The organism is Phyllobacterium sp. 22552 (genome assembly GCF_052044585.1).
In the GTDB taxonomy this organism is placed as follows: Bacteria; Pseudomonadota; Alphaproteobacteria; order Rhizobiales; family Rhizobiaceae; genus Phyllobacterium; species Phyllobacterium ifriqiyense.
Genome location: NZ_JBQENG010000001.1, coordinates 238,417 through 257,107 on the forward strand (window position 1 = coordinate 238,417; position 18,691 = coordinate 257,107).

Consider the following 18,691-nt stretch of genomic DNA (forward strand, 5'->3'; position numbering starts at 1 on the left):
TGACTATTTCGTGACGTATACAGAAAAAAGGTCCGGCCATGGCAAAATCTACGAACCTACCGGGAGACGCTGCAGGGCTCGAAGCTTTGATCTCGCGTGCGGCGGTTTCAGAAAAGGGACTGCCACCCGTTGACAAATGGAACCCGGATTTTTGCGGCGATCTTGACATGGAGATAAAGGCCGATGGGACGTGGTTCTATTTGGGGACGCCTATTGGAAGGCAACCGCTCGTCCGGTTGTTTTCTACAGTTTTGCGCAAAGATGAAGATGGCAAAACCTATCTCGTTACCCCTGTAGAGAAGGTTGGCATTCGCGTTGAGGATGCACATTTTCTCGCGGTTGAACTGAATGTGGCGAGCGCAGCGGGCGCTCAAATCATGACGTTCCGCACCAATGTCGGCGATGTAGTGGAGGCTGGCCCGAACAATCCGCTTCGCTTTGTTATCGATGAGGATAATGGTGGGTTGAAACCCTATTTGCTTGTGCGGGGGCGCCTTGAGGCGCTGCTTGCGCGGCCTGTAATGTACGAATTGGTGAATTATGGCGAAGAGATCGAAATTGACGGCAAGACCATGTTTGCAGTTCGTTCGAACGGCGCAGTCTTCCCCATCATGCCTGCCGATGAACTTGAGAAACAAAGCCTATGACTGAACAAACGGCTTTTATTGAAGGGTTTTCAGCGCAGTCGTTTGCACAGCGCGTGGGTCTCAAGGGCAATCAGGATGTGAACGTCGACCATGGCGACCATATTCTCAATCCCGAACTTGATGTGCTGATTGCTGCCAATCCGTTGCGGGATGCGGCAGTGCTTGTGCCGATTGTCGATCGCGGTGCGGAGGCCAATGTTATTCTGACATTGCGAAATGCAAATATGCGAAAACACTCCGGACAGGTCGCGTTTCCGGGAGGAGCAATCGACCCGGAAGACAATTATGAAGCAGAGACGGCGGCGTTGCGCGAGGCCCAAGAAGAAATTGGATTGGAACGCCGCAACGTGGAGTTGATAGGTCGTCTTCCCCGTTATTTGACCACGACAGGCTATTCGATCACGCCTGTAATCGGGTTGGTCTATCCGCCCTTTGACCTCATTCCCAACCCGGATGAAGTGGCGGATGTTTTCGAGGTACCTTTGTCATTCTTGATGAACCCTGCCAATCATCGCCGTGAGAGCCGAATGTGGCAGGGCAAGGAACGCTATTACTATACAATGCCGTTTGGAGACCGCTTTATATGGGGCGTGACCGCAGGTATTATTAGAACGCTTTATGAAAGGCTCTATGCGTGAGCAAGATGATTTCCATCGCCGGTAAGGCAGATTGGCTGAATGAACCTTCATTGCAATCATTGCTGGCTGTGCTGTCTTCCGGTGGCGAAGAAGCGCGCATTGTTGGTGGCGCTGTGCGTAACACCCTGCTCAATCAAACCGTATCCGATATTGACATTGCGACGACATGTTTACCGCAAATGACGATTGAACGAGCAACGAGTGCAGGCTTCAAAGCGATCCCAACCGGCATTGATCACGGAACGATAACGGTTGTAAGTCACGGCAAGCCCTATGAAGTGACAAGTCTGCGCGCCGACGTGAGTACGAATGGGCGACATGCCGAGGTAGCGTTTGGTCGCGACTGGCTCGTAGATGCCCAGCGCCGTGATTTCAGTATCAACGCGCTTTATGCTGACGCCGACGGCACAATTACAGATTTGGTGGGCGGTATTGCAGATATAGAAAGCCAGACGCTTCGTTTTATCGGGGATCCTGAGCAACGTATCCGCGAGGACTATCTCCGTATATTACGGTTTTTCCGTTTCTTTGCGTGGTATGGAAAAGGTCGTCCTGAAAGCGAAGGATTGAAAGCCTGTGCGCGTTTGAAGGATGGCCTCGCACAATTGTCGGCTGAGCGAACCTGGTCAGAACTCAAGAAACTTTTTGCGGCTCCGGATCCCTCGCGGGCTTTATTGTGGATGCGGCAGGCCGGTGTTTTGACGGCGGTGCTACCGGAAAGTGAGAAATGGGGCATTGATACGATCCACGGCCTTGTTGATACCGAGCAGGATTTGCGGTGGGAGGTCGATCCTATATTGCGCCTAGCCAGCATTGTTCCGCCAGATGCGGGCCGTATAGCCGAGATGGCAGCAAGGCTTAAGCTGTCAAATAGCGAGCGTGAGCGGCTCGAAAACTGGGCAGATACGACCCTGCCTGCTGCGGAAATATCTGAAACCGGTTTTGCCAAAAAACTGTATCGCAGCAGCGTCCAAGGCATGGAAGACAGGCTGCGCTTGGCAATCGTCAGCGCACGTGCTCAAGCAATGGCAGATAACGGCGCAATGATGCGCGCTGGGCTATTGTCCAAACAGCTCGACTATATTGCGGACTATAATCGGCCTAAATTTCCGCTCTCCGGCGGGGACATTGTTGCTGCAAGCGGACTCAAGGGACCGGCAATTGGTCAAATTCAACGGCAGCTCGAAGAAGAGTGGGTCAACTCCGGCTTCGCGCTGGACCGCGACGCACTTTTAGCACGCATACCGGAGATTGCCGCTACAGAGTAAGCAAGATGGTCAGGCCGCCTTGCCCTTTTCAGGCTGGATATTGGCTTTGATTGTTTCCAGCATAGACTCGCGAATGGTTGTCTCACCATGGGTTTCGCGCAGATGGTCAGTGGTTCGACGTATGATTTCAGCATCCGTGTCGTGACGTGTGTGCCACTGGCAGCCGGGAACAATACAATGAAGTTCTTTCATGGCCTCTCTCCCTATTGCGAGTGCTCACAGGCACTCTTTTCACAACGGTGAGGATTATAACGCATCAAAACCCGAATTGATCCCCCAAAACTCCTATTATGGCCATTTCACCGTTGGGGGCATGGATGAAAGAATAGAGTCGACATTACCTCCGGTCTTCAATCCAAAGATTGTTCCGCGATCATAAAGCAGATTGAACTCGACATAGCGACCACGCCGGACAAGTTGCTCCTGTCGATCAGCATCAGTCCAATCCTGATTGAAGTTTTGCCTTACGAGATAGGGATAAACAACCGAGAATGCCCGACCAACATCGCGCGTGAAATTGAAGTCCGCGTCCCATCCGCCGTTCTCGTCGGATGAATGCAACCAGTCATAGAAAATACCACCGGTGCCACGGGGTTCGTTACGGTGCGGCAGGTAGAAATACTCGTCACACCAGGATTTGAATTTTTCATGGTTGGCGACTGCGGAATGCTTGTCGCAAACAAATTTCATCGCTTTGTGAAACGCCACAGTGTCAGAATCATCTGATTGCCGCTTACGTTCCAGAACAGGCGTCAGATCCGCCCCTCCACCGAACCATTGGCGGGTGGTCACTACCATTCTCGTGTTCATGTGCACGGCAGGCACGAGAGGACTTTGCGGATGGGCAATCAATGAAATTCCCGACGCCCAAAAACGCGGGTCCTCGTCAGCGCCCGGGATTTGTTTGCGGAATTCTTGACTGAATTCGCCATGAACTGTTGAAATATGAACGCCGACCTTTTCGAAAACACGGCCATGCATGACCGACATGGTTCCGCCGCCGCCATCGCCTTCACGCTTCCAGGGCGTTTGTTTAAAGCGGCCAGGCGTGCGATCGGACAGGGGGCCTTCCAACTCGTCTTCCAACAACTCAAAACTTGCGCAAATCTTGTCGCGTAGTTCGGTAAACCAGGCCGTTGCTGCAGTTTTCTTCTCTTCGAGCTTTTCGGGAAGGATGGCGGGTATGTCGGGACGGTCCATGAGATGAGAATCCTTGTTTGCCCGAACAATAGCACAACAGATTACAGCCAAAAGACAAAGCCGTTTACCCAATTCGCAAATGCACAAAAAATGACTCGTTTTTCGGCGGCCCTCCACTTAATCTATCAGGTGTAGGGCTCAGTGAGGATACGAGTATGGTTTCCAGAGCACCCAAATCGCAGTTTCCGAAACCGCCTCTCGACGGGCTGCGCAAGAGATTGAGGCAAAGCCGTGAAGATGTTGGGTTGCAGCGCGGTGCGTTCGTTCGCGAGAGTTTTAAGCTTCCGCGACTGGCAGCGCGCGAAAAAGCGAAGGAGTGGTTCGCTCAATATCCAAAGGCTGCATATTGGACCGAGATCGAAAGCTGGTATGAGCGTCCGGGAGATATAATTGAGTTTACCATGCGGCGACTGCCGAATGCTGACTAAGTCACATTTTGGCATTTTGGCACCAAACAACAATAAAATTGATGGATTCTTCAATAAATTGATCGGGTTTTGACCAAAATCATCCGTATTTTCAAATTATTTCGAGTTTTTAGGCGATTTCTCGCTAATTCCAATGAATCGTGCTGACAGTCTATTTTAAAGCCAGTAGAACTTTTTCCAGCACCGGAGAATCTTCCGGGACGCACAATAATTGGAGGATAATATGCGTTTATCATTAATCTCTGGAGTGGCTCTGGCAGCCGTGATGGCAATGACATCATTTGCCCGCGCTGACATCATTGTGGGTATCATCGCGCCGGTCACGGGCCCCGTTGCCGCTTACGGTTTGCAGGTCAAAAATGGCGTTGAGAGCGCGGCCGAGGCAATCAACGCGGCTGGCGGCATCAAGGGTGAAAAGATTGTAACCAAGGTGTTTGATGACGCAGGCGAGCCGAAGCAGGGCGTTTCTGTGGCCAACCAGGTGGTGGGTGAAGGCATCAAGTTTGTTGTTGGTCCGGTAACATCCGGCGTGGCAATGCCCGTATCCGATGTGCTGGCCGAAAACGGCATTGTGATGGTTACACCGACTGCCACGACGCCGGAACTGACAACCCGTGGTTTGGAGACCGTATTCCGTACCTGCGGACGGGATGATCAGCAGGCCGATGTCGCTGGCAAATACATTCTCGACAACTTCAAAGACAAGCGCATTGCCATTATCTATGACAAGACGCCTTACGGCACTGGTATTGGCAACGGTCTGAAGGCTGTTCTCAATAAAGGCGGTGTAACCGAGGTCGTTTTCGAAGGCATCAATGCCGGTGAGAAGGACTACAGCGCACTCATTACCCGTATCAAGTCTGAGAAAGCCGATGTGATTTACTTCGGTGGTTATCACGCGGAAGGCGGTCTGATTGCCCGCCAGTTGTCGGATCAGGGCATCAAAGCACAGCTCATTGGCCCCGATGGCCTCTCAAACACTGAATATTGGGCCATTGGCGGTGAGGCTGCTGCTGGTACACTATTCACGAATAGTGCTGATCCAACAAAGAATCCTGCCGCCGCAAAAATTGTAGAAGCACTTACAGCCAAGAATATCCCGGCTGAAGCATTCACGCTCAACGCCTATGCTGCCTTGCAGGTTATAACTGCTGGCATTGAAAAGGCAGGTTCGTCAGAACCAACGGAAGTTGCTGCCAAGATAAAGTCGGGCGAAGCACTGCCGACAGTTGTTGGCGATCTTGCCTACTCGGCAACTGGCGATCTGACGACACCAGCTTTCGTTTTCTACAAGTGGGAAGGCGGTAAGCCGGTTCAGCTGGATTAATCTCTGAGTAAACCGCCGGTCTTAGTGACCGGCGGTTTTCAATCCGGACTGTAATTGCCGGAGCGCTTCACTTGTGGCAATTGCGGCGGACAATGCGAGGTTCAACGACCGAGCGCCTTCAACCATGGGAATTATTAGTCGCGAATTTGCCGCTTGGTGAACCTCATCCGGGACACCCGATGATTCTCGCCCCAGCAGCAGAATGTCACCGGGTTGAAATGAAAATTCTGTGTAGGGCGTGGCCGCTTTGGTCGAGAATAGAAGCAATCGGCGATTTTCACCCAGCCGCCATGCTTGAAATGCCTGCCAGTTCGAGTGGCGGGTCAGAGCTGCCTGTTCCAGATAATCCATACCTGCGCGTTTGAGTGAACGGTCGGAAATGTCAAAGCCTGCAGGCTCGATCACGTCAACGCCGATGCCAAAACAAGCGGCCATCCGCAATATGGTACCGGTATTACCGGGAATGTCAGGCTGATAGAGCGCTACTCGCAGGTTCAAACTATTATCGGTCAAGTGTGGCGTGCTCCATGGGCAACAATTGGCTGAACGAAGTGCCGTCACGCAGATTGGCCTCTCGCTTTTGACGTTCATAATCGCTATAGGGGTTGCACCGCAACGCTTGAGCAAAATTTGGAGGTGTCGATGACCGAATTTTTCCGACTTCTTCCAAGCCGGATAGTTTCACCAATGGAAGCTGTGGCCGGTTTCGCAGGCGGCGTGGGGTCAATTTATACGATCTAGTTTTTAAGACACAAACCGCATTCGTTCTCATGGTTGGCGATTTACTGACCAGTCAGCTCCGGCAATTCATGCCGGTATAATTTCTTGCCGATCCCAAAAGAGGTCCGACAATGTTCCGCTGGTTTGAAGACAGGCTTGAGCCATTTCCCGCTGCTGAGCCGAGTGAGCCGCCCAAAACACTAATTGCGTTCTGTCTGCACTATACACGTGGTGTCTGGCCATGGCTTGCCGTTATGGCGGTGTGCACATCGCTGATCGCCGTTCTCGAAGTGTCCATGTACGCATTTCTGGGCAACATCGTCGATTGGTTGTCGAATCATTCGCGGGAAACATTCATCGCGGATGAGGGGTGGAAACTCGCATTGCTTGCGGGTGTTGTGCTTATAGCAATGCCAGGTATCGTACTTCTGGATTCGCTGGTTATTCATCAGACCCTTTTGAGCAACTATCCAATGCGAATCCGGTGGATGGTGCACCGCTATGTGGTTCGCCAATCAATGACTTTTTTTCAGGATGAGTTTGCTGGACGTATTTCGACCAAGCTGATGCAGACCTCTCTGGCGGTCCGTGAAGCGGTGATGAAACTGCTCGATGTGCTTAATTATGTAATCGTCTACTTCACCGGGACCCTCATTATCGCTGCTGCGGCCGACTTGCGACTGATGGTGCCGTTTCTACTCTGGTTGATGGCCTATATAGGCCTGATGTGGTATTTCATCCCAAAATTGCAGGTTGCATCTAAAGCACAAGCAGATTCCCGTTCGTCAATGACGGGCCGGATTGTCGACAGTTATACCAATATTGCGACGGTCAAGCTTTTCTCCCATTCCAAACGGGAGGAAAGCTACGCCCGCGAAGGGATGCAGGATTTCCTGTCGACAGCTTATCGCCAGATGCGCATGGTGACCGGCTTTCATGTGACTCTGTATGCGATGAACTGCCTGTTATTGTTCTCCGTAAGCGCCATAGCGATCTGGCTTTGGCTTGGGGCAGCGATCACAGTCGGTGCTGTGGCAGTGGGTATAGGTCTCGTGCTTCGCCTTAACGGCATGTCGCAGTGGATCATGTGGGAAATGTCGGCACTGTTCGAAAACATCGGTACTGTGGAAGACGGTATTACGTCCATATCGCTCCCCCGATTGGTCATGGATGTGCCTGATGCTCCCAACCTTGATGTACGAGCCGGCGCTATCACCTTTGATAAAATCGGTTTCCACTATGGCAAGGGAGCCGGCGTTATTGATCGGCTGTCTCTTGATATCAAGCCAGGTGAGAAAATCGGATTGGTCGGACGTTCCGGCGCGGGCAAGTCCACGCTCGTCAATCTCCTGTTGCGATTCTACGATCTTGAAAGCGGCAGAATCACGATTGATGGGCAGGATATTTCGAAAGTCCGACAAGATTCGCTGCGCGAACATATCGGGATGATCACTCAGGACACATCATTGCTGCATCGCTCAATCAGAGACAATGTGCTTTACGGAAGACCAGATGCTTCGGAAGAACTGATGAGGCAAGCGGTCAGGAACGCGCAGGCAGATTCGTTTATTGAAGCGGCTTCCGATCCGAAGGGGCGTCGTGGTTTCGACGCTCATGTGGGCGAGCGCGGCGTCAAGCTTTCTGGCGGACAGCGTCAGCGCATTGCAATTGCCCGCGTAATGCTCAAAGACGCACCTATTCTTATCATGGACGAGGCGACATCGGCTCTTGATTCAGAAGTGGAAGCCGCAATTCAGGACAATCTCTATCGCCTGATGCAGGGCAAGACAGTTATTGCCATCGCGCATAGGCTTTCTACCATTGCAGCACTCGACCGTCTCGTTGTCATGGACAAAGGGCAGATTGTAGAAAGCGGCAGTCATGATGAGCTTATCGCAGCTGGCGGTATTTATGCCGATCTGTGGGCGCGCCAGTCCGGAGGCTTCCTGGGAATGGATGATTAGAGCAAATTCGCTCTGGCAGACAGTAGAGTGAACCAAGTTTAATTTGACGACCGCCGGGACTCAACGGAAAGTACTCCGCCGGTCGTCATTTGTTACGGCTGTTTGGTTTTAACAAACCGCAAGGATTCCAAACTGATGTGGTTTGCATGAAGCGTCTGTTCGCCCTTTTCGAAAGCTGGGTTGATCCCTACGCCAAAGCTCCGGCGGACCGTGTTCCAAACCACACATTGGCATTTATGTGGTTCTACGTCCGGCAGCAGAAATATGTGTTTCTTGCGATGCTTGTCTGTGGCGGGCTTATCGCCTTTTTTGAAGCAGGGCTTTTCTGGTTTGTCGGCAAAATCATCGATATCCTCTCTTCGGCGGATCGCGTTGAAGGATGGGACGGATTAATCGACAAACATGGGATAGCGCTTTTTCTCATGCTTTTGGCGGTGTTGATTGGTCGTACGCTGGTACTTTCACTTGCGGCGCTTGTTGAGGAGCAGGCAATTGTTCCCGGCTTCAACAATCTCGTGAGGTGGCAAGCTCACAGCATAGTCTACCGTCAGAGCCTGTCGTTTTTCCAGAATGATTTTTCCGGTCGTATTGTTACGAAGGTCTGGGCTACCGGGCAGGCGCTTGGCGATTTCATGGTGACGCTGCTCCAAGCCGTCTGGTTCAGCGTGGTCTACTGCGCCACTACGCTCTTTCTGATCGGGCGGCTGGATTGGCGCCTTGCATCTGTGGTGATCGCATGGCTTGCTGTTTTTGGTTTGACCGCGCGTTATTTCCTGCCGCGTGTGCGCCGGGCGGCCCGTGAAACGGCGGAAAGCAGCTCAGTTGCGATGGGTCAACTCGTGGATGGTTATAGCAATATCCAGACATTGAAACTGTTTGGTACTGCAAGCCGCGACGATGCCTATATCCGTCAGGGCATGGATCGTTGGTTACAGGCTATCACCACGCTGACGCGTGGCTTGAGCGGCATTCGCATTTCATTGGCCTCTACCAGCGGAATTATGATCTGCACAGTTGCCTATGTGTCGATAGACCTGTGGCTGGCCGGGGAAATCTCATCGGGCGAAGTGGCTTTTACTCTGGGGCTGGTGCTGCGCCTGAGCATGTTGCTGACCCGGATGATGGCTAATCTGAATGGCCTTTTGCGCAACTACGGCACGATACAAAATTCCAAAGAGCTACTGGCAAAGCCTGTGACTGTGCTCGACAAACAAGATGCACAAGAATTGGTGGTGCCGCAAGGTTCGATTAACTTCGAAAATATCCGGTTTCACTATGACAGCGCCAGATCGGTCATTAATGACCTGTCACTGTCCATTCGACCGGGTGAGAAAGTGGGGCTGGTAGGGCGCTCGGGAGCGGGAAAGTCCACGCTCGTTAATTTGCTTTTGCGTTTTTATGATCTCGAAGGCGGTAAAATTATCGTTGACGGGCAGGACATAGCGAACATTACGCAGGATTCCCTGCGCGCCAATATCGGTATGGTCACGCAAGACACATCGCTACTGCATCGTTCCGTGCGAGACAATATTCTGTATGGCAGGCCGGACGCATCCGAAGAGCTTTTGCAAAAGGCAGTTAAAAATGCACAAGCCGATATTTTCATTGATGATTTAAGTGACCAGAAGGGTCGAAAGGGTCTGGACGCACATGTTGGAGAGCGTGGCGTGAAGCTTTCCGGCGGGCAACGGCAGCGCATCGCAATTGCGCGTGTCATGCTGAAGGACGCTCCCATTTTGGTGCTGGACGAGGCCACCTCCGCGCTTGATTCCGAGGTTGAGGCGGCCATTCAGGAGAGTCTTTACCAATTGATGCAGGGAAAAACGGTCATCGCTATCGCCCATAGACTCTCGACCATTGCCGCATTGGATCGCTTGGTCGTGATGGACGAGGGGCGCATTGTGGAAACAGGCAAGCACGAAGAACTCATCGCGGCGAATGGGATTTATGCCAGTCTCTGGGCGCGGCAGTCAGGCGGGTTTATCGCTCATGATTAACGCTTGTGGGATGAATTTGATATTTGCATCCGGTACAGCTGCAAACTCCGGTGCGAATATCAAATCACTCTACTGGAATCATATGCTTATCGGTGGTCTTGCCGATTCCAACATTCGCAACAAGCATGATCGAAATGAGATGCGAATGTTAGAATAAGACCACCAAGCTTATCCCTGCGACATCCTGCCCTTGTGGCTTTGTCAGGCTGGACAAGCCCCTGCGACACGCTTAGAAACCACCCGATATGTTGGGGATTCCGCGAGGCTCATTAATATGGGCCAGTCTGCTATTGTTGATAAAGCGGGGGCTCCAGCTGCGTTGTTATTCGGAAAGGACCAGGCCCCGTGAGCGCACACGATACGACCGAGCCGACACGGCGTGACTTCCTCTATATTGCGACAGGTATGGCCGGTGCGGTCGGTGTAGGCGCCTTTGCTTGGCCCTTTATCGACCAGATGCGCCCGGACGCCTCCACGCTGGCAGTCTCGTCCATCGAAGTTGATGTTTCAGCCTTAACGCCGGGTATGTCGCTGACAGTAAAATGGCGCGGCAAGCCGATCTTCATTCGTAATCGTACGCCCAAGGAAGTCGAAGAGGCCAAAGCTGTACAGCTCAGCGAGCTTAAGGATCCAATTGCGCGCAACGCCAATCTGCCGAGTGACGCACAGGCGACAGATGCTGATCGTACTGCAGTCAAGGAAAAGGAAAACTGGCTGGTGATGGTGGGGGTTTGCACCCATCTCGGCTGTATTCCACTTGGCCAGCAGGGCGACTTTGGTGGATGGTTCTGCCCATGCCATGGTTCGCACTACGACACGGCCGGACGTATCCGTAAGGGCCCTGCGCCGGAGAACCTGCCGGTTCCGCCGCTTTCATTCATTTCCGACACCGTCATCAAAATCGGCTAAGGTTTTACGGGGAGACACGACATGAGCGGTGGACATTCATCCTATACGCCTAACACCGGTATCGAAAAATGGTTTGATGCGCGACTGCCGTTGCCGCGTCTGCTTTATGATAGCTTTGTAGCTTACCCGGTTCCGCGCAATCTCAACTATGCTTATGCCTTTGGCGGTATTCTGGCATTGATGCTGGTATCGCAGATCATTACAGGCATCGTGCTGGCCATGCATTATGCCGCAGATACGGGGCTTGCGTTCAACTCCGTTGAAAAGATCATGCGCGATGTCAATTCTGGCTGGCTTCTGCGCTATCTGCATTCGAACGGCGCTTCGATGTTCTTTCTTGCGGTGTTCATTCATATATTTCGCGGTCTTTACTACGGGTCTTACAAGGCTCCGCGCGAGCTATTGTGGATACTTGGTGTCATCATCCTGCTTTTGATGATGGCAACAGCTTTCATGGGGTATGTTCTACCCTGGGGGCAGATGTCGTTCTGGGGTGCTACGGTTATCACCGGCTTCTTCACGGCTTTCCCGGTTATCGGCAATCCTATTCAGGAGCTGCTGCTTGGTGGTTTTGCTGTCGATAACCCTACACTGAACCGGTTTTTCTCACTGCATTACCTTCTGCCGTTCATGATTGCCGGTGTAGTCGTTCTGCACGTATGGGCGCTGCATGTTACCGGTCAGACGAACCCCACGGGTATCGAAGTCAAGTCAAAGACCGATACAGTCGCGTTCACGCCATATGCGACGGTCAAGGATGCTTTCGGTCTTTGCATCTTCTTTATCCTCTTCGCTTACTTCGTATTCTACATGCCTAACTATCTCGGTCATCCGGATAATTACATTCCAGCGGACTCGTTGAAGACGCCTGCGCATATCGTTCCTGAGTGGTACTTCCTGCCATTCTACGCGATGCTTCGTGCCATCACCTTCAACATCGGACCAATCGACTCGAAGCTCGGCGGCGTGTTGACCATGTTCGGTTCCATTGCGATCCTGTTCCTGGTGCCTTGGCTGGATACGTCTAAAGTTCGCTCTGCTGTCTACCGTCCTTGGTACAAGCTATTCTTCTGGCTGTTCGTCATTGACGCAATCATTCTCGGCTGGCTCGGTTCACGTCCTGCTGAAGGCCTCTATACGGTCTTCTCACAGATCGGAACGGCATACTACTTTGGCTTCTTCATCATCATCATGCCTTTGCTGGGGTTGATTGAGACGCCGCGCCGCTTGCCGAATTCAATTACGGAAGCCGTACTTGCCAAAACCAAGAGTGGTGAGCAGCTAGCTGGTGCAACCACTGCTTCGGAAACCAGGGCCTGAGAATCGTGAAGGACTCAACCATGAAAAAAATCCTCCTCGGTCTTGCCGCTGCCGGTCTCGGTACAATGCTGGCTTTCAGTGGTGCGAAGGCGGCAGAAGAAGCTAACCACGCAGCGGAGCCAACGCATTTCCCGATCAAGCATCCGGAAGAAATGAAGTGGACCTTTTCCGGCCCCTTTGGATATTATGACAAGCAGCAACTGCAGCGCGGCTTGAAAATATATAAGGAAGTTTGCTCGGCCTGCCATTCCATGAGCTTGGTTCCATTCCGCGCTTTGGAAGAGTTGGGTTACAACGAAGCTCAGGTAAAAGCCTTCGCTGCCGAATATGAAGTGCCGGATGCACCGAATGCCGATGGTGAGATTGTTAACCGCAAGGCCATTCCTGCCGACCATTTTCCATCGCCATTTCCAAATGTTCAAGCTGCCGCCGCCGCTAATGGTGGCGCTGCTCCGCCCGATTTTTCGCTGATCGCAAAGGCCCGTTCAGTTGAACGCGGTTTCCCGCAATTCCTGTATGACATCGCACCGTGGGTTCAATATCAGGAAGGTGGTCCGGATTATATCCACGCGCTTTTGACGGGTTATGGTCAGACGCCGCCGGAAGGCATGCAGATTCCAGAGGGAACGCACTATAATCCCTACTTCATTGCCGCCAAATCGCTTGCAATGGCACAGCCTCTGCAAGACGGACAGGTGACCTATGATGATGGTTCGCCAGCGACCTTGTCGCAATATTCACAAGATATCGCAGCGTTCCTCATGTGGGCTGCTGAGCCGCATCTGGAAGAGCGCAAGAAGACCGGCTTCCGCGTCATGATCTTTCTGATCTTGTTTGCGGGTCTGGTTTATCTGGCCAAGCGCCGGATTTGGTCTGACGTTCCGCATTGAGCGGTTGATAGTATTGATCGTGGAAGGGGCGCAATGCGCCCTTTTCTTTTGTGGGTATGGCAAAGAAGCAAAGGAATCATGAGATGGATTCAAGTCTGAAGCAGACCTTGGTCAATTCCATCCGGAACATTCCGGACTATCCAAAACAGGGTGTCATGTTTCGTGACATTACAACCCTCCTTGGCAATGCGCGAGCCTTCCGCCGCGCCGTTGATGAATTGGTCCATCCCTATGCCGGCGGCAAAGTCGACAAGATTGCAGGCATCGAAGCGCGGGGCTTCATCATAGGCGGGGCGATGGCGCATCAGTTATCAGCTGGCTTCGTACCTATCCGCAAGAAGGGCAAGCTGCCCCATGATACTGTGCGCATTGCCTATAGCCTTGAATATGGGCTGGACGAGATGGAAATGCACAGGGACGCCATTATCCCCGGCGAAAAAGTTTTGCTTGTCGATGATCTCATTGCAACCGGCGGCACCGCAGAAGCGGCAGTAAAGCTCTTGCAACAACTGGGCGCCGATATCGTCGCTGCCTGTTTTGTTATTGATCTGCCGGAGCTGGGCGGCCGAAAGAAACTAGAGGCGCTTGGCGTAAACGTTCGCACATTGATCGATTTTGACGGCCACTAACAAAAGTCTTATGTTGGTGGCGAATTAGTCAGGCAGGGCAATAAGAGCGGCGCTGTCGAATTCCATCACGCGGATGCCATTCTGATTATAGGCCGCTGAGGACATCTGCATCATCGACCAGCCGGGACGTGATTGAAGTGTACGCACGCTGTTCACGGTTCGGGTAAAACGGATTGTGTCTCCGGCATAGACCGGCTTCAACCATTTCAGGTTCTCAAATCCGGGCGAGGGGCCGAATGTTGGCGGTTGTTCGCCGCGCTTCATAGCCTCTTTAATAAGGGCTTTCATGCTCTCCACGTTAAGCCGCATCCAGATGGCTGTCGTGTGCCAACCTGATGCACAAAGCGCGCCGAAATTGCTATGCTTGGCAGCTTCGTGATCAACGTGAAATCGCTGCGGATCGTATTTTTTGGCAAAGGTAATAATTTCTTCCGCACCGAATGTATGGCTGCCCAGGTCCATTTCGACACCGATGTGGGCTTCAATGTCGTTGCTCATGATGCCAATGGCTCCCGCAAGGAAAACATGCCGGTGTTTTGCAGTTCACACACGAGCACGCCATCCTGATTGAAAACTTCATGGTGTAAAACCACAAAGCCAAGTGAAGGCTTGGACTTGGATACCCGGCTTTCGATGACGGTTGTCTTGCCGGTCAGCGTGTCACCGGCAAGTACTGGTGCACGCCATCTCGCATAGTCTATTCCTGGTGCTCCTTGCGAGGTCGAGTCGAGGAGATAGGCGTCACACATCATACGCATGAACATTGAGACTGTATGCCAACCCGACGCTGCAAGGCCGCCTAAGATGCTTGCTTTGCCTGCTGCTTCGTCCAAATGGAATGGTTGAGGATCGAACTGGCTGGCAAAATCGATGATCTCGCCAGCTTCGACTATCTTTGAACCCAGCGGCCATTCGCTGCCAACAGCAAAATCTTCAAATGCGTAGCGGGGTTCACTCATCATTGCCTCTATGTGTTGAAGCGGAACAGCATGATGTCGCCGTCCTGCACGATATATTCCTTACCTTCGTCACGGGCTTTACCGGCTTCCTTGGCTGCGACTTCGCCACCAAGCGTCACATAGTCATTATAGGCGATCGTCTGCGCGCGAATGAAGCCCCGCTCGAAATCCGTGTGGATGACGCCAGCCGCTTGAGGCGCTTTGGAACCGCGTTCAACGGTCCAGGCACGCGCTTCCTTTGGACCAACTGTGAAATAGGTAATGAGATGCAAAAGCTTGTAGCCGGCCCGGATAAGGCGGTCCAAGCCAGGCTCATCAAGGTTCATAGCGTCCAGATATTCCTTGGCCTCTTCCTCGGGAAGTTGAGCGACTTCTGCTTCAATGGCTGCGGATATGACGACGGTTTCTGCGCCCTGCGCAGTGGCCATCTCTTCGACCGCTTCGGTGTGTTCATTGCCAGTGGCCGCGTCTTCCTCGGCTACGTTACAAACATAAAGCACTGGCTTGGACGTGAGGAGATTCAGGCCCTGCAATATTTCAAGGTCTTCGGCAGCTATGCCATTCAGCATGAAACGGACGGGTTTGCCATCCTGAAGCAATGCGAGCGCCTCTTCCATCACGGGAAGCAATGTCATTGCTTCCTTATCTTTGCTGCTCGCGCGCTTCCTGAATTGGACGATGCGGCGCTCAAGGCTTTCGAGATCCGAGAGCATCAGTTCTGTTTCGACAGTTTCCGCATCGGAAACGGGATCAATGCGGCCTTCAACATGCGTAATATCGTCATCTTCGAAACAACGCAGCACGTGCACGACCGCATCGACTTCGCGGATATTGGCGAGGAATTGATTGCCAAGTCCTTCACCCTTGGAAGCACCACGCACGAGGCCTGCAATATCTACAAAGCTGATACGAGTTGGTACTATATTCGCTGACTTGCCAATCTTGGCGATTGCTTGCAGGCGCGGGTCCGGCACAGCAACTTCACCCGTGTTGGGTTCGATGGTGCAGAAGGGATAATTCGCAGCCTGGGCAGCGGCGGTCTTTGTCAGCGCGTTGAAAAGCGTGGATTTGCCAACATTTGGCAGGCCAACGATGCCGCATTTGAAACCCATAATGTGCGATCCTTATTCTTTCTTGCCGAAGAGCTTGTTCAGCATGTCGGCCATAGGGCCGGATTTTGGAATGTTAACTGTCGGTTTTTGAACCCGAGCCTGCCGGATATGGCTTTGACTGGCCGGTTTTGCAACAGACTTTTCAACTTGTGTTTTCTCAGGCTTTCCGCCGGTGGCCAGAGCAACGCGATTCATAAAGCCAGCATCGTCTTTTTTGACGATATAGTCTGCATTGACAGCAATCGCATCGAGCACTGGCTCCAGCCACTCGGAGTCCGACTTCACAAAATTGCCAAGCACGTGATGTGTGACCAGTTCCTTGACACCCGGATGATCTATACCAATACGAACGCGGCGATAATCTTTGCCAATATGTGCATCAATGGACTTTATTCCATTGTGTCCGCCAGAACCGCCCCCAACCTTCACACGAACTTTCCCGGCGGCGAGATCAAGTTCGTCATAAATAACGGTAAGATCGCCAAGGCCAAGTTTGTAGAAGCGCATGGCTTCACCAATCGACTGACCGGAAAGATTCATGAAGGTTTGCGGTTTGATCAGAATTATCTTTTCGCCGTCGATCATGCCGTCGGCGATGAGTGCCTGAAACTTTTTCGCCCAAGGCGAAAAATTATGGCGGCGGTGTATTTCATCCGCCGCCATAAAACCAATATTATGCCTGTTATAGGCATATTGAGAGCCGGGATTGCCAAGACCTGCAATGAGCAGCACGCGACCAGCTCCCTGTAAAGGCGATTATTCGCCTTCTTTTTCTTCTGCTTCAGTGCTTTCAACTGCGGCTTCCGTTGTCTCGTCTTCAGCAGCGAGAACGGCAGGAGCAGCAATGGTAGCAATGGTGAAGTCACGATCCTGAATAACCGGTGTCACACCCTTTGGCAGGGTAACATCAGAAATGTGAATCGAATCGCCGATAACCTTGCCGGTCAAATCAATTTCGATTGCTTCCGGAATGGCATTGGCTGGCGCATGAAGCTCAACGTCGTGACGAACGATGTTGAGAACGCCGCCGCGCTTAATGCCAGGCGAAAGCTCGTCATTAAGAAAGTGAATCGGCACATGTACGTTTACGACCGATTTGGCCGATACACGCAGGAAGTCAACGTGAACTGGTTTGTCGCTGACCGGATCAAGCTGGTAGTCCTTTGGCAGGACCTGGATCGACTTGCCGTCAAGAATGATGTTGGCAATGGTGGTTTTGAAACCGCCGCCATGGATCTTGTAGTACAGCGTCTTGTAGTCGAGGGTAATCGAGATTGGCGCCTTTTTGTCACCATAGATGACTGCTGGCACTTTACCGTTGCGGCGAATTTCTCGGGCGGACCCCTTACCAACCCGTTCGCGCGCCTCGGCCTTGAGCTCGTATGCTTCGCTCATGGCATTTCCTTTCGAGGTTCAAATCTGGAGTGTTCCTGCAAGGTCAAATGAATGACAATCCAAAAAACATGAAGCGGCCCAAAGGCCATCCCAACGAGAGATCCCGTAACAGATGATTGGCCGCCTCATTCCGCGTTGCCTCCAAGGGTGTCTACGCGGATGGCGGCTCTATAACGGAAAGATCACGATTGTGCAAGTTATGAGCGTAGCAACCTCAATCAAACAGGCTGGAAACCGACTCTTCCGATGCGGTACGTGCAATTGCTTCGCCGATCAGATCAGAAATGGGCAATACACGGATATTATGGGCAGCATTGACGGCAGGGGTTGGCTGAATGGAATCAGTTATAACCAGTTCCTTCAGCTTGGAGCCGGTGATGCGGGCAACCGCGCCGCCTGAAAGTACGCCATGCGTTATATAAGCAGTAACGCTTGTTGCGCCTTTTGCGAGTAGCGCTTCGGCAGCGTTGCAAAGCGTGCCGCCCGAATCAACAATATCGTCGAACAGCAGGCAGTCCTTGCCGCTGACATCACCAATGACATTCATCACTTCGGATTCGCCCGGACGATCGCGGCGCTTGTCAACAATAGCCAACTGCGCATCAATGCGCTTTGCCAATGAGCGGGCGCGGACCACACCGCCGACATCAGGAGATACGACCATCACGTTTGAAGTGCCGTAGTGGGAGCGAACATCACGGGCAATAACTGGCACGGCGTAAAGATTGTCAGTCGGGATATCGAAGAAGCCCTGGATCTGGCCAGCATGCAGATCAAGCGTCAGAACTCTATTTGCACCAGCTTCGGTGATCAGATTAGCCACGAGCTTCGCGGAGATTGGCGTGCGCGGACCGGGTTTACGGTCTTGGCGGGCATAACCGAAATAGGGGAGAACCGCCGTGATACGTTTTGCCGACGAACGACGGAAGGCATCGATCATGATGAGCAGTTCCATCAGATGATCATTTGCCGGGTAGGACGTGGATTGCATGACGAAGACATCTTCGCCTCGAACATTCTCTTGAATCTCGACGAAAATCTCTTCATCGGCGAAACGCCGTACACTTGCTTTGCCGAGTGGAATATTAAGATACTTGGCTACAGATTCAGCGAGAACGCGATTGGAATTGCCCGCGAAGAGTTTCATGCTGTATTTCCTCACGTCTTTTTCAGAGCGTCAGCCAAAATAAGGGTATGGCGCGCCTTTTACTGTGACTGACGCACATTGCAAGCGGGCAGAGTCGATTCATGCACAGTTGGACAAGGTTAAGCCCTCAAACGTGTAAAT

At 52.3% G+C, this 18,691-nt stretch carries 20 protein-coding genes; 11 read left to right on the forward strand and 9 right to left on the reverse strand.

The annotated features are described in order from the left end of the window. Positions 1-38: 38 nt before the first annotated feature. The 3 genes from ACTJI9_RS01225 to ACTJI9_RS01235 are packed head-to-tail and all read left to right on the forward strand — an operon-like array spanning position 39 to position 2,553. Positions 39-647: a DUF1285 domain-containing protein gene (locus ACTJI9_RS01225; protein ID WP_336439700.1), complete on the forward strand. Its 609-nt coding sequence runs from the start codon at positions 39-41 to the stop codon at positions 645-647. Further along, a complete protein-coding gene (locus ACTJI9_RS01230) occupies positions 644-1,285 on the forward strand; it encodes a CoA pyrophosphatase (RefSeq protein ID WP_115052397.1) in 642 nt (213 codons plus the stop codon). The genes ACTJI9_RS01225 and ACTJI9_RS01230 overlap by 4 nt, the downstream gene beginning before the upstream one ends. Beyond that, positions 1,282-2,553, forward strand: coding sequence for a CCA tRNA nucleotidyltransferase (locus ACTJI9_RS01235; RefSeq protein ID WP_440805516.1), 1,272 nt, complete (start codon positions 1,282-1,284; stop codon positions 2,551-2,553). Before ACTJI9_RS01230 ends, ACTJI9_RS01235 begins: the two co-directional genes overlap by 4 nt. Positions 2,554-2,562: 9 nt before the next feature. Here the strand turns inward: ACTJI9_RS01235 and ACTJI9_RS01240 are convergent, their stop codons facing one another. Next, positions 2,563-2,745, reverse strand: coding sequence for a DUF1059 domain-containing protein (locus ACTJI9_RS01240; protein ID WP_115052399.1), 183 nt, complete (start codon positions 2,743-2,745; stop codon positions 2,563-2,565). A gap of 96 nt (positions 2,746-2,841) precedes the next feature. After that, positions 2,842-3,753 (reverse strand): oxygen-dependent coproporphyrinogen oxidase, encoded by a 912-nt coding sequence (hemF, locus tag ACTJI9_RS01245; protein ID WP_115052400.1) that lies wholly within the window; start codon positions 3,751-3,753, stop codon positions 2,842-2,844. Positions 3,754-3,908: 155 nt separating this feature from the next. Between hemF and ACTJI9_RS01250 the strand changes: the two genes are divergently transcribed. Next, entirely contained in the window at positions 3,909-4,181 is a 273-nt protein-coding gene (locus tag ACTJI9_RS01250) for a hypothetical protein (RefSeq protein ID WP_115052401.1), read from the forward strand. 223 nt (positions 4,182-4,404) lie between these two features. After that, positions 4,405-5,508, forward strand: coding sequence for an ABC transporter substrate-binding protein (locus ACTJI9_RS01255; RefSeq protein ID WP_440805519.1), 1,104 nt, complete (start codon positions 4,405-4,407; stop codon positions 5,506-5,508). Between the two features lie 21 nt (positions 5,509-5,529). Here ACTJI9_RS01255 and ACTJI9_RS01260 read toward each other — a convergent pair whose 3' ends face one another. Next, entirely contained in the window at positions 5,530-6,006 is a 477-nt protein-coding gene (locus tag ACTJI9_RS01260; protein WP_440806193.1) for a tRNA (cytidine(34)-2'-O)-methyltransferase, read from the reverse strand. A 353-nt stretch (positions 6,007-6,359) separates the two neighbouring features. Here ACTJI9_RS01260 and ACTJI9_RS01265 point away from each other — a divergent pair, with 353 nt between their 5' ends. From ACTJI9_RS01265 to ACTJI9_RS01290, 6 genes are all read left to right on the forward strand, one after another. Further along, on the forward strand, positions 6,360-8,192 hold the full coding sequence (locus tag ACTJI9_RS01265; protein WP_307279580.1) for an ABC transporter ATP-binding protein: 1,833 nt from the start codon (positions 6,360-6,362) through the stop codon (positions 8,190-8,192). 146 nt (positions 8,193-8,338) lie between these two features. Beyond that, positions 8,339-10,189 (forward strand): ABC transporter ATP-binding protein, encoded by a 1,851-nt coding sequence (locus tag ACTJI9_RS01270; RefSeq protein WP_440805522.1) that lies wholly within the window; start codon positions 8,339-8,341, stop codon positions 10,187-10,189. Between the two features lie 345 nt (positions 10,190-10,534). Then, positions 10,535-11,098 (forward strand): ubiquinol-cytochrome c reductase iron-sulfur subunit, encoded by a 564-nt coding sequence (gene petA / locus ACTJI9_RS01275; RefSeq protein WP_115052405.1) that lies wholly within the window; start codon positions 10,535-10,537, stop codon positions 11,096-11,098. Positions 11,099-11,119: 21 nt separating this feature from the next. Continuing rightward, complete coding sequence (locus ACTJI9_RS01280; RefSeq protein ID WP_115052406.1) at positions 11,120-12,418, forward strand: cytochrome b; 1,299 nt, start codon at positions 11,120-11,122, stop codon at positions 12,416-12,418. A gap of 20 nt (positions 12,419-12,438) precedes the next feature. Then, positions 12,439-13,308: a cytochrome c1 gene (locus ACTJI9_RS01285; protein WP_115052407.1), complete on the forward strand. Its 870-nt coding sequence runs from the start codon at positions 12,439-12,441 to the stop codon at positions 13,306-13,308. An 83-nt stretch (positions 13,309-13,391) separates the two neighbouring features. After that, positions 13,392-13,937 carry an adenine phosphoribosyltransferase gene (locus ACTJI9_RS01290; RefSeq protein ID WP_115052408.1) on the forward strand — a complete coding sequence of 182 codons (546 nt, stop codon included), beginning with the start codon at positions 13,392-13,394 and terminating at the stop codon, positions 13,935-13,937. A 24-nt stretch (positions 13,938-13,961) separates the two neighbouring features. Here the strand turns inward: ACTJI9_RS01290 and ACTJI9_RS01295 are convergent, their stop codons facing one another. The 6 genes from ACTJI9_RS01295 to ACTJI9_RS01320 all read right to left on the reverse strand — a co-directional run bounded on the left by ACTJI9_RS01295 (position 13,962) and on the right by ACTJI9_RS01320 (position 18,550). Beyond that, complete coding sequence (locus ACTJI9_RS01295; RefSeq protein ID WP_440805526.1) at positions 13,962-14,435, reverse strand: MaoC family dehydratase; 474 nt, start codon at positions 14,433-14,435, stop codon at positions 13,962-13,964. After that, positions 14,432-14,896 carry a MaoC family dehydratase gene (locus ACTJI9_RS01300; protein ID WP_336439706.1) on the reverse strand — a complete coding sequence of 155 codons (465 nt, stop codon included), beginning with the start codon at positions 14,894-14,896 and terminating at the stop codon, positions 14,432-14,434. The genes ACTJI9_RS01295 and ACTJI9_RS01300 overlap by 4 nt, the downstream gene beginning before the upstream one ends. Before the next feature lie 8 nt (positions 14,897-14,904). Then, positions 14,905-16,008, reverse strand: coding sequence for a redox-regulated ATPase YchF (ychF, locus tag ACTJI9_RS01305; RefSeq protein ID WP_115052410.1), 1,104 nt, complete (start codon positions 16,006-16,008; stop codon positions 14,905-14,907). Between the two features lie 12 nt (positions 16,009-16,020). Continuing rightward, complete coding sequence (pth, locus tag ACTJI9_RS01310; protein WP_307279560.1) at positions 16,021-16,740, reverse strand: aminoacyl-tRNA hydrolase; 720 nt, start codon at positions 16,738-16,740, stop codon at positions 16,021-16,023. 24 nt (positions 16,741-16,764) lie between these two features. Then, entirely contained in the window at positions 16,765-17,403 is a 639-nt protein-coding gene (locus ACTJI9_RS01315) for a 50S ribosomal protein L25/general stress protein Ctc (RefSeq protein ID WP_115052412.1), read from the reverse strand. A 214-nt stretch (positions 17,404-17,617) separates the two neighbouring features. Further along, the gene (locus ACTJI9_RS01320; protein ID WP_008124277.1) at positions 17,618-18,550 is read right to left on the reverse strand and encodes a ribose-phosphate pyrophosphokinase; all 933 of its coding nucleotides are present in this window, start codon (positions 18,548-18,550) and stop codon (positions 17,618-17,620) included. Positions 18,551-18,691: the final 141 nt, after the last annotated feature.